The organism is Microbacterium sp. K24, assembly GCF_004794465.1.
Classification (GTDB): Bacteria; Actinomycetota; Actinomycetes; order Actinomycetales; family Microbacteriaceae; genus Microbacterium.
Window position 1 is genome coordinate 25,642 of sequence record NZ_SSDJ01000154.1, and the last position, 14,288, is coordinate 39,929.

The window sequence follows — 14,288 nt, forward strand, 5'->3', positions numbered from 1 at the left end:
ATCGTCCAGGTCGACGACCGGATGCCCCATTCCGCAGCCGGGACGCCTGCTCGTAGGTTGGCGGGAGTCGGATGCGACGACGCATCACGAGGAACGAGAGGTGACGACCGTGCGCGGTGTGATTCTTCCGGGCGATGCGACGGCCGAGGTCCGCGACTTCCCCGTGCCGGAGCCCGGCCATGGACAGGTGGTGATCCGCACCGGTGCGTCGGGCATCTGCGGCAGCGACATCGGCTACATCTACCGGGGGTACAAGACCCACAAGGGACTCGACGGTGCGCCGGCCTACAAGGGCGTCATCGCCGGCCACGAGCCGTGCGGACGCATCGTCGCCGTGGGGGAAGGCGTGCGCCGATTCCGGGTGGACGATGACGTCGCCGTCTACCACATCCACGGATGCGGGGTCTGCCGGAACTGTCGCGCGGGGTACGGCATCAGCTGCACGGACGTGACGCGACGAGAGGCCTACGGCTGGCAGCGCGACGGCGGGCACGCCGAGTTCGTCCTGGTGGACGAGACGGAGTGCATCCCGCTGATCCCGCCGCTGACATACACCGACGGAGCACTCATCGCCTGCGGATTCGGCACGGCTTACGAGGGTCTCCAGCGCACGGGTCTGCACGGAGGAGAGGACCTGCTGGTCGTCGGGCTCGGCCCGGTGGGACTCGCGGCGGCCATGATCGGACGGATGCGAGGTGCGCGTCGCGTCATCGGCATCGAGCGCAACCAGGAACGGATCGAGTTCGTCCGCGGGCTCGGACTCGTCGATCACATCGTCGTGGCCGATGACGACGCCGTCGAGGCCGTGCTCGCTCTCACCGACGGCAGAGGCTGCGAGGTCACCGTCGATGCCTCCGGCAGCACGCCGGGCCGGTCGGTCGCGCTCGCCGCCGCTGCGGAGTGGGGGCGCACGGCGCTGCTCGGAGAGGGCGGCGCCCTGGAGACCGAGGTCTCGGACACGCTCCTGCACAAGCACCTGACCATCACCGCCTCGTGGGTCACGTCTCTGCAGGGGATGGAGGACCTGACCCGGATGCTCGCGGCGGAGGGGCTGCACCCCGAGGTCGTCGTGAGTCACCGATTCTCACTGGAGCAGGCCGACGAGGCGTACCGCATCGCCGCGGCGGGCGCGACCGGGAAGGTCGTGCTCCTCCCGTGACCCCGCAGCTGCGTCGGGTCAGGCGGTCGACTCCCGCACGATCAGGTGCGGGCGGATGACCTCCGCCGAATGCGAGTGGTTGGCGCCGTCGTTGAGCTCGTCCAGGAGCAGCTCGACAGCATGCTCGCCCATGGCGTCCTTCGGCTGTCCGATCGTCGACAGCGCGTGGCGTCCGTCGAGTCCGAGGTCGCCGTATCCGATCACCCGGGCGTCGTGCGGTGCGGAGACGCCACGTCGTGAAAGCCCCTCGAGCACGCCGGTCGCCAGCTGGTCGTTGATGCAGAAGATGCGGCGCGGAGCGCCCGACGCGAGGATCCGCTCCGCCGCCGCGATACCGGCATCGACCGTCATCTCGTCGACGGTGATCTCGACGAGGTCGCGTTCGGAGCGATCCTTCTCCCGGAGCGCCTCGACGGAGCCCGCGTGTCGATCACGGCACTGGGGGATGGATCTTTCGCCGTTGACGAGCGTGATCCCCTCGCCGGGGGTGGACAGGAGGTGCTGCACGGCCAGGTGCCCGCCGTACACGTCGTCCACGGCGACGGAGCAGCCCTGTGCCGTGTCGATCAGCCGGTCGACGAGGATGATGCGCGTGCCGATGCTGCGCAGCATCGCGAGCCGCTCCGCCTCGGGGTTGATCGGCACGACCAGTGCCCCGGCGGCCCGCTGCTGCGCGAGCATCTCGAAGTGGCGCCGCTCACGTGCCGGGTCCTCGTGGGTCACGCACAGCGACACGGCGTAGTTGTGCTTGTCGGCGGCGTTGACCACGGCATCCGCGATCGCCGCGTAGAACGCGTTGGTGATCTCCGGGATGATGAGGCCGAGCACACGACTCGCTCCGCCGCGCCGCAGCGTCGCGGCCGAGCGGTTCGGCACGTAGCCGAGCTCGTCGATCGCCGCCTGGACTCGGGCGCGCATCTTCTCCGACACCAGATCCGGGCGATTGATCGCCGTGGAGACGCTGCCGACCGAGACGCCCGCCAGCCGTGCGACGTCGATCTGGTCGGGCTGTCGCTCAGTGTCCACGTGCTCTCCAAGAAGGGGGATCCCCGCGACTCAGAGACGCGGATGACGACGCCGGCAGGCGCTGTCGGACCGTACCCGAATATATATCGTCCGCCCGTCAGCCGTTCACCCGGATCATCGTCTTCACCTCGGTCGCGAGCGGCACCGTCCACGCCTCGATCGCCCGATCGAAGGGCAGGGCGCGCGAGACGAGGGAGTCGGCGTCGATGCGCCCGGCGGCGAGCGCCTCGATGACCGTGGGCCACGTGAACGCGTAGCGCATGACGCCCTGCACGGAGACCTCTCGCTCGATGATCGCGGGCATCGGGATCGATGCGTCCTGCGCCCCGACGCCGATGAAGATCGCCTTCCCGCCCGGTGCCACCTTCAGGCAGGAGTCGTGGCGGACCACGCCGACGCCCGTGCATTCGACGACCGCATCGAACCGCTCGTCGACGTCGGCGAGGTCGGAGGCGACCTCGCATCCGTAGCTCGCCGCCGTGGCCCGCCGCTCGTCCTGCGGTTCGACCAGCACGACGCGCGACGCTCCGTGCAGGAACGCCAGCTGTGCGGCGAAGAGACCGATCGGCCCGCCGCCCGTGATGAGGATGCGGCTGCCTGCCGCGACCCCTGCCTTGCGGATGCCGTTGAGCGACACCGAGATCGTCTCCACCATGGCCGCCGCGTCGTCGCTGACGGAATCGGGGATGACGAAGGCGTTCTGCACCGGCACACGGAGGTACTGCTGCAGAGCGCCGTCGGTGCCCGGGACCCCGAAGAACCTCTGAGCGGGATCGAGGTTGTAGCTGCCTCGCCGCGCCTCGGGGGATCGGGGGTCGGGCATCAGCGGCTCGACGGACACGCGACGACCGACCAGTGCGGCATCCGCTTCCGATCCCGCCTGCACGATGCGCCCGCCGAACTCATGACCGAGCACGAGCGGTTCCGTGACGATCTCGCTGCTCGCCCGCCCTTCCAGGTAGAAGTGCTTGTCGGAGCCGCACACGCCCACGGAGCCGATCTCGACGAGCACTTCTCCGGGTTCCGCGACCGGTGCGTCTCGCGTTTCGAAGCGGAGATCCTGCGGGCCGTGAAGGACGAGCGCGCGCATCGTCCGAGGTGTTCCTGCCGATGTCGTCGTTGACATGTTCGCCTGCTTTCTTCAGGGTTCTGCGCTCGGATTCGCGGCATTTTCCGAACTTCGCTTGACGATCTTCCCGACCTGAGCATAAAGTTGGGGCCGCTACCTGAGACGTTTCAGTTTCAGGGACTATACCGCACCGAAGACGTTGCGGTGAATCAGAAGCCAGAAGCGCCAGGCGGCGCGGAAGGGATCATCGTGGATCTCACAGCATCACGCATTCGGAGGGCTGCGGCCATCGCCGTCGTCCTCGGTCTCGCCCTGACCGGGTGCGCCGCACAGTCGGGAGGATCCGGAGGCTCCACCGACGACGACACTCTCAAGATCGGCGCCATCTACCTGGATACGCAGGGTTTCTACGCCGGAGTCAAGAAGGGCGTCGAGCTCGGTGCGGAGGAGGCCGGCAAGAAGGTGGAGTTCGTCGAGACGAACGCCGCGGCCGACGCCTCCAAGGAGTCCGCCTTCATCGACACCCTGATCTCGTCGCAGGTCGACGCCATCCTGCTCTCGGCGGTCTCCGCCGATGCCTCGGTCGCCGCACTGCGCAACGCGTCTTCGGCCGACATCCCGGTCATCTGCTACAACACGTGCATCAACGACGACGACGCGCAGAAGTACGTCAAGGCCTACGCCTTCGGCGACCCGGTCGAGTTCGGATACAAGACGGGCGAAGCCGCCGCCGACTACTTCGAGGCGAACGGCATCGACGCCCCGCAGATCGCCGTGCTCAACTGCGAGTTCGTCGAGGTCTGCGTGAGCCGGCGCGAGGGCTTCGAGAAAGCGCTCACCGAACGCGGGATCGACTACACGCTCGTCGCCAACCAGGAGGGCAGCGACCCGACCGAGTCCATCGGCGTGGCCGAGAACATCCTGACCGCGAATCCCGACATCGACGCGTTCTACGGCGAATCCGGCGGCGCGGCGATCGGCGCCGTGAAGGCCGTCGAGAACAAGGGCTTCACCGGGAAGACCGTCGTCTTCGGCTCGGACATGACCGCCGATCTCGCCAAGGCTCTCGTGGACAACACCATCCTCAAGGCGTCGATCGACGTCTCCGGGATCGCCGTGGGCAAGGCGGCCATCGCCGCCGCGATCGCCGTCCACGACGGCGAGTCGCAGGAGTTCACCGTCCCTGTGCCCATCGACGTGTACAGCACGCCCGACCAGGGCACGGAGTGGCTGGAGACCCACCCCGACGGGATTCCGTGATCCGGGCTGTCCACCGCTGACACCCTCACCACCGGAAGAAGGCACGGAGATGGCATCCGACGAGTACGTCGCCGAGGTCACCGGCGCATCCAAGTCGTACGGTCCGGTCGTCGCGCTGACCGACGTCAGCTTCGCGATCGCCCCCGGCGAGGTCCGTGCGCTGCTCGGCAAGAACGGTGCGGGCAAGTCGACGCTCATCCGTCTGCTGTCCGGGGCCGAGGCCCCGGACAGCGGCGAGGTCTTCCTCGGCGGCGAACTGCTCGGCGGCGCGGGCGTGGACGGCGCGCACCGGCTGGGGGTGCGCACCGTCTACCAGGAGCTCTCGCTGATCGGCAGCATGACCGTCGCCGAGAACATGTTCATGGGCCGCTGGCCCTCCTCGTTCGGCGCGCTGGACTACCGGCGGATGCATGCCGCGACGCGCGAGGCGCTGGCTCGGCTGGATCTGCGCATCGACCCCGGTCGCGTCGTCGACGAGCTGAGCGTCGCGGATCAGCAGCTGGTCGAGATCGCGCGCGCCATCCACGACGAGCCTCGGCTCCTGATCCTCGACGAGCCGACGAGCTCGCTGGCCGCGGCCGAGGTCGATCGCGTGCTCCGTGCCGTGCAGGCGATCGCCGCCAGCGGTGTCGCCGTGCTCTACGTCAGCCACCGGCTCGGCGAGATCAGGAAGATCGCGAGCACCGCCTCGGTGATGCGGGATGGCCGCCTGATCGACACCCGCAGCCTGGCCGAGGTGGACACCCGCGAGGTCGTGCAGATGATGATCGGGAACGCCGTCGACGACTTCGCCCCGATCAGCGAGGCGACGTCGGATCCCGGCGCCGTCGTGCTCGAAGTCTCCGACATCCACGAGGAGCCGTATCTGCACGGCGCCTCGCTCACCCTGCACGAGGGCGAGGTGCTCGGCATCGCCGGAGTGCTCGGGAGCGGACGCACCGAGCTGCTGCAGATCATCAGCGGCCTCACGGCGCCGGCGTCGGGAACGGTGCGGGTGCGGGGTCGCGATCTCACCGGTCGCGGACATCGGGCGGCCCTGCGCAGCGGGGTGGGGATGACCCCGGAGAGCCGCAAGCAGGACGGGATCTTCCCGGCCCTCGGCGTCGACGAGAACATGCTCGCCTCGGATTGGAAGGCCGTGTCCTCCGGCGGATTCACGTCTCCCCGCAAGATGGTCGACGCCGCTCGCGCGCTGATCGACCGACTCCACATCAAGACCGCCTCGCCCCGCGCCGAGATCGACACCCTCAGCGGCGGCAACCAGCAGAAGGCCGTGATCGGCCGATGGCTGCACGCACGCAGCGACATCCTCCTCCTCGACGAGCCGACCCGCGGGGTCGACGTCGAGGCGAAGGCGCAGATCTACGCGCTGATGCGGGATCTGGCCGCCGCCGGCACCTCGATCGTCTTCGTGTCGAGCGAGATGGAAGAGCTGCCGTCCGTCTGCGACCGGGTGATCGTCCTCCGCGGAGGACGGATCGTCGAGGAGCACCGGGCGCCTCGGATCAACACCGACGCCATCCTCACGAGCGCCATCGCCGGCCCTGATCTTCCCTCTGATCGGAAGGACCCCTCATGACAACGACGTCGAGCACCCCCACCCGGAGCACACGCGCTCCGCTCTTCCGTGCTCTCAACACGCAGCGCATCAACGAGATCGGGCTCGCCGTCGCGATCATCGTCCTCGCGATCGTCCTCGCCAGCGTGGCCCCCGGTTTCGCGACCGGGAACAACGTGTGGAGCATCCTCCGCGACGCGGCCACCGTCGGCATCGTCGCGTGGGGAGCGACCCTCGTCATCGTCGCGGGCGAGATCGACATCAGCATCGGCCCGGCGGTCGCCTTCTGGTCGGTGATGCTCGCCGAGATGGCGGGGCCGTGGGGCATCGGCCTCCCGGGCGGAATGATCGCGGTCCTCGTCGGCGGTCTCGTCGTCGGAGGCCTGGCCGGATGGCTCCGCGCCGTTCTCGGCATCCCCTCGTTCATCGTCACGCTCGGTCTCTGGAGCGCCTACCGCGGGCTCGCCCAGTTCATGACCAACGCCCTGCCCGTGCCCGTCGAGACCAACGACTTCCTCGATCTCCTCGCCGGGTCCATCGGACCGGTGCCGACACCCGTCGTGGTCTTCTTCCTGCTGTTCGTCGTCTTCTATTTCGTGTCGACCCGCACGAGCTTCGGCCGATCGGTCTTCGCGGTCGGCGGCAACGCGCGTGCGGCGATGCTCTCCGGCATCCACGTGACGCGCACCCGGATCGCCGTGTTCGCGATCACCGGCCTGCTCGCGGCCGTCGTCGGCATCCTGCTCACGGCGCGCCTCGGGTCGGGCAACAGCGGGGCGGCGACCGGGCTCGAGTTCGACGTGATCGCCGCCGTCGTCGTCGGCGGCACGGCACTCGCCGGAGGACGCGGCTCGATGCTCGGCACGCTCCTCGGCGTCATCTTCATCGCGATGATCGGCAACGGCCTCATCCTCCTGGGCGTCAACTCGTACATCCAGGACGTCGTGTCGGGCGCGATCATCGTGGTCTCCGTCCTGATCAACATCCTCCTGAGCAGGCGAGGGAAGAAGACCGTTGACTGACCACTCCGCCGTCCGCTTGCCGCACACAGAGAACCGAGGCCGACCATGACATCTCACCCGTTTCCCGTGATCGCTCCGGAGCCGCTGACCCGCGTGACCTCCGAGCATCCGAAGATCGCGCTCGTCTCGGGCGGACTCGGCGTGTACTGGGGCCAGTTCGACGGACTGCTCGACACCGTGCGCTCGTCGGCGGCCACGATCGCCTCCCGGATCGAGGGCATCGGCGCCACGGTCACCGACTTCGGCGTGGTGTCCGACCCGGTCGACGGAGCCGCCGCAGCCGACCGCATCCGGCAGGCCGACGTCGACCTGATCGTGCTCTTCGTGTCGACGTACATGACCAGCGCGCAGGTGCTGCCCATCTTCAAATACGGCGGTGCGCCGATCCTGCTCGTCTGCCTGCAGCCCGGCCGGAGCATGGACCACGAGAACTTCGGAACCGGGGACTGGCTCGGCTACGCGGGTTCGGCGGGGCTCCCCGAGATGTGCGTCGCGCTGGAGCGTCTCGGACTGCCTGCCCGCAGCGTCTCCGGTCACCTCGACGACGAGCGCGCCTGGGAGAAGATCGGCCGCTACATCCGGGCGACCGGCGTGGTGGCCACGCTGCGCCGCGGCCGATACGGCCTGCTCGGACACCTCTATCCCGGGATGTTCGACATCGCGTCGAACATCACGTCGACCTACGCCACCTTCGGCGGTCATGTCGAGATCCTCGAGCTCGACGACCTGCGGCGGTTGTACGAGGGCGTGACCGACGAGGATGCCGAGACCAAGCTCCGCACGGTCGAGCAGATCTTCTCGATCGATTCCGGCGCCGATCGCGAGAACATCCGTTTCCAGGCGCAGGTGTCGGTCGCCCTCGACCGGCTCATCGAGGAGTACGACCTCGACACGCTCGCGTACTTCCACATGGGCAACTCCGACGACATCTACAGTCGGCTCGCCACCGCGTTCCCGATCGGCGCCACCCTGCTGTCGACCCGCGGCATTCCGACCGTCACCGAGTTCGAGCTCCGTGCCGGGCTCGCGATGCTCATCACCGGACAGCTCGGAGGCGGCGGGACCTTCACCGAAGGGCAGGCCCTCGACTTCGACCGAGGGCACGTGGAACTCGGACACAACGACGCGGCGGACGCGTCGCTCACCTCCGACCGTCCGGTGCTGCGCAACCTCGAGGTCTTCCACGGCAAGTCCGGCGGCGGAGCATCCGTCGAGGCCACTGTGCGCCCCGGTCCCGTCACCCAGTTCTCCATCGGGGAGATGCACGACGGGCGCCTGCGCTTCATCGCGTCCGAGGGCACGGCCGTCGCGGGACCCGCCATCAGGATCGGCAACACCACGACGCGCGTCGACTTCGGATGCGACCCGGGGGACTGGACCGACGCCTGGGCGCAGTCCGGATCGACCCACCACTGGTCGATGGCGGTCGGCCACCTGGCGAGGGACATCGAGGTGCTCGCCGACCTGCTCGGCGCGGAGTTCCGCCGGATCCAGCCGTAGGCCCCGCCGGACAGACACACAGACACAGACGTACAGACAGAGAGAAAGAGAACCAGGAGATCACCATGAGCGATGATCGGCGTGCCCGTACCGCAGAACTTCTTCCCCGCATCCGGCGCCGCAAGACGCGCATCGGCCTCGTCGCCGGAGGACTCGGAGCCTACTGGCCACAGTTCCCCGATCTGCTGCCGCAGCTGAAGGAGTCGTCCCGGTACGTCACCGAGCGGTTCCAGAAGCTCGACGCCGACGTGACCGACGTGGGGTTCATCTCGGACCCGCAGGAGGCAGCGGTCGCGGCGGAGAAGCTCCGGATCGCCGACCCCGACCTCATCGTCGTGTTCCTGACCACGTACCTCACCGCGTCGATGGTGCTGCCGATAGCTCAGCGGTCCGGTGCCCCCGTGCTGGTCATCGATCTCCAGCCGACGGAGTCGATGGACCACGCGACCTTCGACACGGGGCAGTGGCTGGCGTACTGCGGACAGTGCGCGGTCCCCGAGGTCGGGAACGTGTTCCGCCGCGGCGGGATCGAGTTCCGCTCCGTCTCGGGATACCTCCGCGACGAGCACGCCTGGACGCGGATCGAGCGATGGATCGCCGCGGCGGATGTGCGCGCGACCCTCCGGCACGCGCGGCACGGCCTGATGGGCCACCTCTACCCGGGGATGCTCGACGTGTCCACCGACCTGACCTCGGTGGCCACCCAGTTCGGCTCGCACGTCGAGGTCGTCGAGTTCGACGACCTGCGGGTGCGCGTCCAGCAGGTGACCGATGCGGAGGTGACGGAGCGCGTCGCGCTGGCACGCGAGGTGTTCGTGCTCGACGAGAAGACCGTCGACGAGGACGACCTCGCCTGGGGCGCGAAGGTGTCGGTCGGACTCGACCGGCTCGTCGACGACTTCGCGCTGGACTCGATGGCCTACTACCACCGCGGACTCAACGGCGAACAGCACGAGCGCCTCGGCGCGGGCATGATCCTCGGCGCCTCGCTGCTCACGGCGCGCGGCATCCCGATGGCCGGCGAGTACGAGCTGCGGAACAGCATCGCGATGCTCGTCGCCGACACCCTCGGCGCCGGCGGGTCGTTCACCGAGATCCAGGCGCTGAACTTCTTCGACGGGGTGGTGGAGATGGGGCACGACGGGCCTGCGCACCTCGCCATCAGTCAGCGCGATCCGCTGCTGCGCGGGCTCGGCATCTACCACGGCAAGCGCGGATGGGGAGTGAGCGTCGAGTTCGACGTGAAGGCCGGTCCGGTCACCACCTTCGGGATCGGGCAGGAGCGCGACGGCCGCTACGTCTTCGTCGCGTCGGAGGGGGAGGTCGTCCCCGGCCCGCTCCTCCAGATCGGCAACACGACCTCGCGCGTCGACTTCGGCTGCCACCCCGGTGAGTGGGTCGACGAGTGGAGCGCGAGCGGTGTCGACCACCACTGGGCTCTGTCGACCGGTCACCGCGCGCAGGACTTCCAGGCGGCGGCGAACCTGCTCGGCATCGAGTTCCGCGAGGTCTCCGTCCGCTAGTCGAGATCTCGTCCGCACAGCACTTCACGGCGCCCGCGACGGGTGCGAACATCATCGAAGGAGAAACCCATGAAACTCGGCAGCACCTCCACGACCGGATGGCGGGCGACCATCGCCGTCGCCATGTCGAACTACATCGAGGCGGGCTCGATCATCGCCATCGCCACCAGCCTCGGCTTCTGGCAGGCGGAGCTCGGATTCGGCGACCTCACGGCGGGACTGCTCGCCGCCTTCAGCGCGAACGCCTTCGGCGCCGCCATCGGCGCGATGCTCGGCGGGCCGCTGAGCGACAAGCTGGGTCGCAAGTTCATCTACACCTACGACCTCGTCGTGTTCATGATCGGCATCCTGCTCGCGGCGTTCGCCGTCAATGTGCCGATGCTGTTCCTCGGGTTCATCCTCACCGGCATCGCGGTCGGAGCCGGGGTCCCGGCATCCTGGACCTACATCGCCGAGCAGGCGCCGTCGAAGGACCGCGCCAAGCACGTCGGCACCGCGCAGCTCGCCTGGTCGTTCGGTCCGCTCGTCGGCTTCGCGCTCGCCGCCCTCCTCGCACCGCTCGAGCTCTTCGGCAGCCGGATGATCTTCATCCACCTCTTCATCGTCGCCGCGATCGTGTGGTGGGTGCGGCAGGGACTGCCCGAGTCGCAGCTCTGGAAGGACCAGAAGGCCGGCCGCGATCGGGACGCCGTCCCTTCTGCCACCGGGCGGGGCTTCGGAGCGCTGCTCTCGAAGCGCGTCAACGTCAAGGCGCTGCTGTTCCTCTTCGGGATCTACGGGTTCTGGGGCGTCGTCGCCGGTCAAGCCGGCATCTTCATGCCCCGCGTGTACGCGGCGGCGGGTGTCGAGAGCGTCGTCGAGCAGAGTCTCCTCCAGGTGCTGGTGTGGGGATGCACGGTCATCGCCACGTACTTCGGCTTCATGCAGCTGGCCGACCGGATGTCGCGTCGCCTGCTGTATGTCATCGGTGCGGCCCTCGGCATCCTCGGGTGGATCGTGCTCGTCTTCGGCGAACCGGGAACGGCGACGCTCGTGACCTTCGCGGTGACGTGGGGTCTGTCGTGCGGCATCGGCGCGCAGGCGTTCTACGGCCTCTGGGCCAGCGAGCTCTTCGCCACCCGCTACCGTGCGAGCGCGCAGGGTCTGCTGTTCTTCGCCGCACGGCTGGCGATCGGCTTCCTGAGCTACTTCTTCCCCGTGCTGCTCACCTCCGTCGGCGTGCCGAACGTGGGCCTCATCATGGTCGGCTTCCTCACCGTCGCGCTGCTCGTCGGGGCGATCTGGGCGCCGCGCACGCAGGGGAAGAGCCTGCAGGAGATCGAGGACGAGCGCTACGGCACTCCGGTCGCCGCGTCCGAGGGGACGGCGGCCCGATGACGTCGTCGCCGCGCACTCCCGGCGTGCAGCGCGTGTGCTTCACGATGCAGCTCCGACCGGATCGCATCGAGGACTACCTGCGCGATCACGCCGATGTCTGGCCCGAGATGCTCGCCGCTCTCACCGAGGCCGGATGGTCGAACTACTCCCTCTTCCTCCGGCGATCCGACGGGATGGTCGTCGGCTACCTGGAGACCGAGGATTTCGCCCGGGCGCAGTCGAGCTTGGCTCGTCGGGAGGTGAATGCCCGCTGGCAGTCATCGATGGCGGAGTACTTCGAGAGCGGACGGCCCGACGCCGCGCTCGACGAACTCGAGGAGTACTTCCACCTCGCCTGATGTTCGAGGGTCGGGCCGGCGGGGTGAGAACCGGGCGAAGATGGATGAGGCATCCCCGCCGCCCGACCGACAGGAGCACGCATGACCCTCGCCTCCGCCTTCGACGCCATCGACGTCGACCACCTCCGCCGCATCGGCGGGCTGAAATGGTCGATGTTCCCGGATGCGGTCGGCGCCTTCGTGGCCGAGATGGACTTCGGCGTCGCGCCGGGCATCTCGCGGGCGCTGCACGCCGCCGTCGACCAGGGGCTGTTCGGCTACCTGCCGGCGACGCTGTCGGACGAGATGTCGGCGGCGACCTCCGAGTGGCTGAACGACATGTACGGCTGGGCCGTGCCGGCATCCGACGTCCACCCGATCGCGGATGTCATCCAGGGTCTTCAGCTGGCGATGGAGCATTTCTCCCGTCCGGACGCACCCGTGATCGTGCCGACACCGGCGTACATGCCGTTCCTCTCGGTGCCGCCGATGGCGGGGCGCGAGGTCATCCAGGTGCCGATGACGGTGACCGACGGCCGCTACGCGCTCGACCTCGACGGCATCGACGCCGCCTTCCGCGCGGGGGCGAGCCTGCTGATCCTCTGCAATCCGTACAACCCGGTCGGGCGGGTGTTCGACCGGGAGGAGCTGCTCGCGGTGAGCGAGGTCGTGGAGCGGCACGGCGGACGGGTGTTCTCCGACGAGATCCACGCGCCGCTCGTCTACACGCCGGCGGCGCACGTGCCGTACGCCTCGATCTCGGATGCCGCGGCCGCCCACACCGTCACCGCGACCTCCGCGTCGAAGGCCTGGAACCTGCCGGGACTCAAGACGGCTCAGATCATCCTCAGCAACGAGGCCGATCGCGCCGTCTGGGAGCCGATCGGGATGATGGCCTCGCACGGGGCGAGCAACCTGGGCGTCATCGCGAACACGGCGGCCTACCGCGACGATCGCGCCTGGCTCGCCGAGGTCGTGCAGTATCTCGACGGCAACCGCCGGTTCCTCGGTGAGGCCCTCGCCGCGAAGATCCCCGAGATCGACTACCGGGCACCCGAGGGCACGTACATCGGCTGGCTCGACGCGCGGGCGCTCGATCTCGGCGAGCAGCCTGCCGAGTTCTTCCGCGAGAAGGCGGGCGTCGCGCTGACCGACGGATCGGCGACCGGGCTCGCCGGCGTCGGGTTCATGCGGTTCGTGTTCGCGACCCCGCGCCCGATCATCGAGCAGGCTGTCGACCGGATGGCGGAGGCGCTGGCGCGGCGCTGAGGCCGGGCTGCGGGACTCGGCAGATCGGGACACGTTCGGGTCCAGGTGTTTGATTATCGTCTGCGCACGCCCTAACCTCTTTGTAAGAACAAAGTCTCCTGATCAAAGAGGATCACCCTTGAGCCCTTCCCTCCCCGTCGCGCCGCCCGACGTCCTCGCCATCGGGCGCGTCGGCGTCGATCTGTATCCGCTGCAGGACGGCGTCGGCCTCGAGGACGTGACGAGCTTCGGCAAGTACCTCGGCGGGTCGGCCGCCAACGTCACGGTCGCCGCGGCCAGACATGGCCGGTCGGCGGCGCTCATCAGCCGCACGGGAGACGACCCGTTCGGGGTCTACGTTCGACGAGAGCTCCGGCGACTGGGCGTCTCGGACGAGTTCGTGAGCGTCGTCGCCGACCTTCGGACGCCGATCACGTTCTGCGAGATCTTTCCGCCCGACCACTTTCCCCTCTACTTCTACCGCGACCCGATCGCACCCGACCTCGTGATCCATCCGGAGGAACTCGACCTCGACGCGGTGACCGGCGCCCGGGTGTACTGGTCGACCGTCACGGGACTGAGTCGCGAACCGAGCCGCTCCGCCCATCACGCGGCGTGGCAGGCCCGCGCGCGCCGGCCGCTCACGGTGCTCGACCTCGACTACCGCCCCATGTTCTGGGAGAGCGCGGAGGCGGCCAGGGAAGAGGTGTCGCGCGCGCTCGACCACGTGACGGTGGCCGTCGGCAACCGCGAGGAGTGCGAGATCGCCGTGGGCGAGACCGACCCCGACCGAGCGGCTGACGCCCTCCTGGCGCGCGGTGTGGAGCTGGCCATCGTGAAGCAGGGGCCGAAGGGCGTGCTCGCGAAGACCCGAGACGAACGCGTCGAGGTCGCCCCGTTCGACGTCGACGTCGTGAACGGTCTGGGCGCGGGCGACGCGTTCGGCGGCGCCCTCTGCCATGGCCTCGTCGAAGGATGGGAACTGGAGAAGATCATGCTCTGGGCGAATGCGGCCGGAGCCATCGTCGCGGGCAGGCGCGAATGCTCCACGGCCATGCCGGACTCCGCCGAGGTCGAGCGATTCATCGGGCAGGCGGTGGCGAATGCCTGACATCGCGCGCATCCGCCAGATCCGCGCGGAGAACCCCGAGCTCATCGGCGAAGCACTTCGCAGCCGTCGCCGACGTCCGCTGCTCGGCGGAGACGGGCGGCTCTTCATCATCGCCGCC

General features: G+C 68.8%; 12 protein-coding genes. 10 read left to right on the forward strand and 2 right to left on the reverse strand.

Annotated features, from left to right (window positions below; all coding sequences use genetic code 11):
* Positions 1-100: 100 nt before the first annotated feature.
* A complete protein-coding gene (locus DW306_RS20180; protein ID WP_205814218.1) occupies positions 101-1,159 on the forward strand; it encodes a zinc-binding dehydrogenase in 1,059 nt (352 codons plus the stop codon).
* Positions 1,160-1,177: 18 nt separating this feature from the next.
* On the opposite strand, the gene DW306_RS20185 is transcribed toward DW306_RS20180, so the two are convergent.
* Entirely contained in the window at positions 1,178-2,185 is a 1,008-nt protein-coding gene (locus tag DW306_RS20185) for a LacI family DNA-binding transcriptional regulator (RefSeq protein WP_136057364.1), read from the reverse strand.
* A gap of 97 nt (positions 2,186-2,282) precedes the next feature.
* Positions 2,283-3,311: an alcohol dehydrogenase catalytic domain-containing protein gene (locus tag DW306_RS20190; protein WP_136057365.1), complete on the reverse strand. Its 1,029-nt coding sequence runs from the start codon at positions 3,309-3,311 to the stop codon at positions 2,283-2,285.
* Positions 3,312-3,503: 192 nt separating this feature from the next.
* Here DW306_RS20190 and DW306_RS20195 point away from each other — a divergent pair, with 192 nt between their 5' ends.
* The 9 genes from DW306_RS20195 (at position 3,504) to iolC (ending at position 14,170) form a co-directional block, all read left to right on the forward strand.
* The gene (locus tag DW306_RS20195; RefSeq protein WP_205814219.1) at positions 3,504-4,514 is read left to right on the forward strand and encodes a substrate-binding domain-containing protein; all 1,011 of its coding nucleotides are present in this window, start codon (positions 3,504-3,506) and stop codon (positions 4,512-4,514) included.
* A 49-nt stretch (positions 4,515-4,563) separates the two neighbouring features.
* On the forward strand, positions 4,564-6,093 hold the full coding sequence (locus tag DW306_RS20200; RefSeq protein ID WP_136057366.1) for a sugar ABC transporter ATP-binding protein: 1,530 nt from the start codon (positions 4,564-4,566) through the stop codon (positions 6,091-6,093).
* The gene (locus DW306_RS20205) at positions 6,090-7,094 is read left to right on the forward strand and encodes an ABC transporter permease (protein WP_136057367.1); all 1,005 of its coding nucleotides are present in this window, start codon (positions 6,090-6,092) and stop codon (positions 7,092-7,094) included. Before DW306_RS20200 ends, DW306_RS20205 begins: the two co-directional genes overlap by 4 nt.
* Before the next feature lie 45 nt (positions 7,095-7,139).
* Positions 7,140-8,594 (forward strand): L-fucose/L-arabinose isomerase family protein, encoded by a 1,455-nt coding sequence (locus DW306_RS20210; RefSeq protein ID WP_136057368.1) that lies wholly within the window; start codon positions 7,140-7,142, stop codon positions 8,592-8,594.
* Between the two features lie 65 nt (positions 8,595-8,659).
* The gene (locus DW306_RS20215; RefSeq protein WP_136057369.1) at positions 8,660-10,117 is read left to right on the forward strand and encodes an L-fucose/L-arabinose isomerase family protein; all 1,458 of its coding nucleotides are present in this window, start codon (positions 8,660-8,662) and stop codon (positions 10,115-10,117) included.
* A gap of 69 nt (positions 10,118-10,186) precedes the next feature.
* Positions 10,187-11,494: an MFS transporter gene (locus DW306_RS20220; protein WP_136057370.1), complete on the forward strand. Its 1,308-nt coding sequence runs from the start codon at positions 10,187-10,189 to the stop codon at positions 11,492-11,494.
* A complete protein-coding gene (locus tag DW306_RS20225; protein ID WP_240747290.1) occupies positions 11,491-11,832 on the forward strand; it encodes an L-rhamnose mutarotase in 342 nt (113 codons plus the stop codon). The genes DW306_RS20220 and DW306_RS20225 overlap by 4 nt, the downstream gene beginning before the upstream one ends.
* Before the next feature lie 81 nt (positions 11,833-11,913).
* Entirely contained in the window at positions 11,914-13,080 is a 1,167-nt protein-coding gene (locus DW306_RS20230; RefSeq protein ID WP_136057371.1) for an aminotransferase class I/II-fold pyridoxal phosphate-dependent enzyme, read from the forward strand.
* A 118-nt stretch (positions 13,081-13,198) separates the two neighbouring features.
* Positions 13,199-14,170: a 5-dehydro-2-deoxygluconokinase gene (gene iolC / locus DW306_RS20235; RefSeq protein ID WP_136057372.1), complete on the forward strand. Its 972-nt coding sequence runs from the start codon at positions 13,199-13,201 to the stop codon at positions 14,168-14,170.
* The last annotated feature ends 118 nt before the right edge of the window (positions 14,171-14,288 follow it).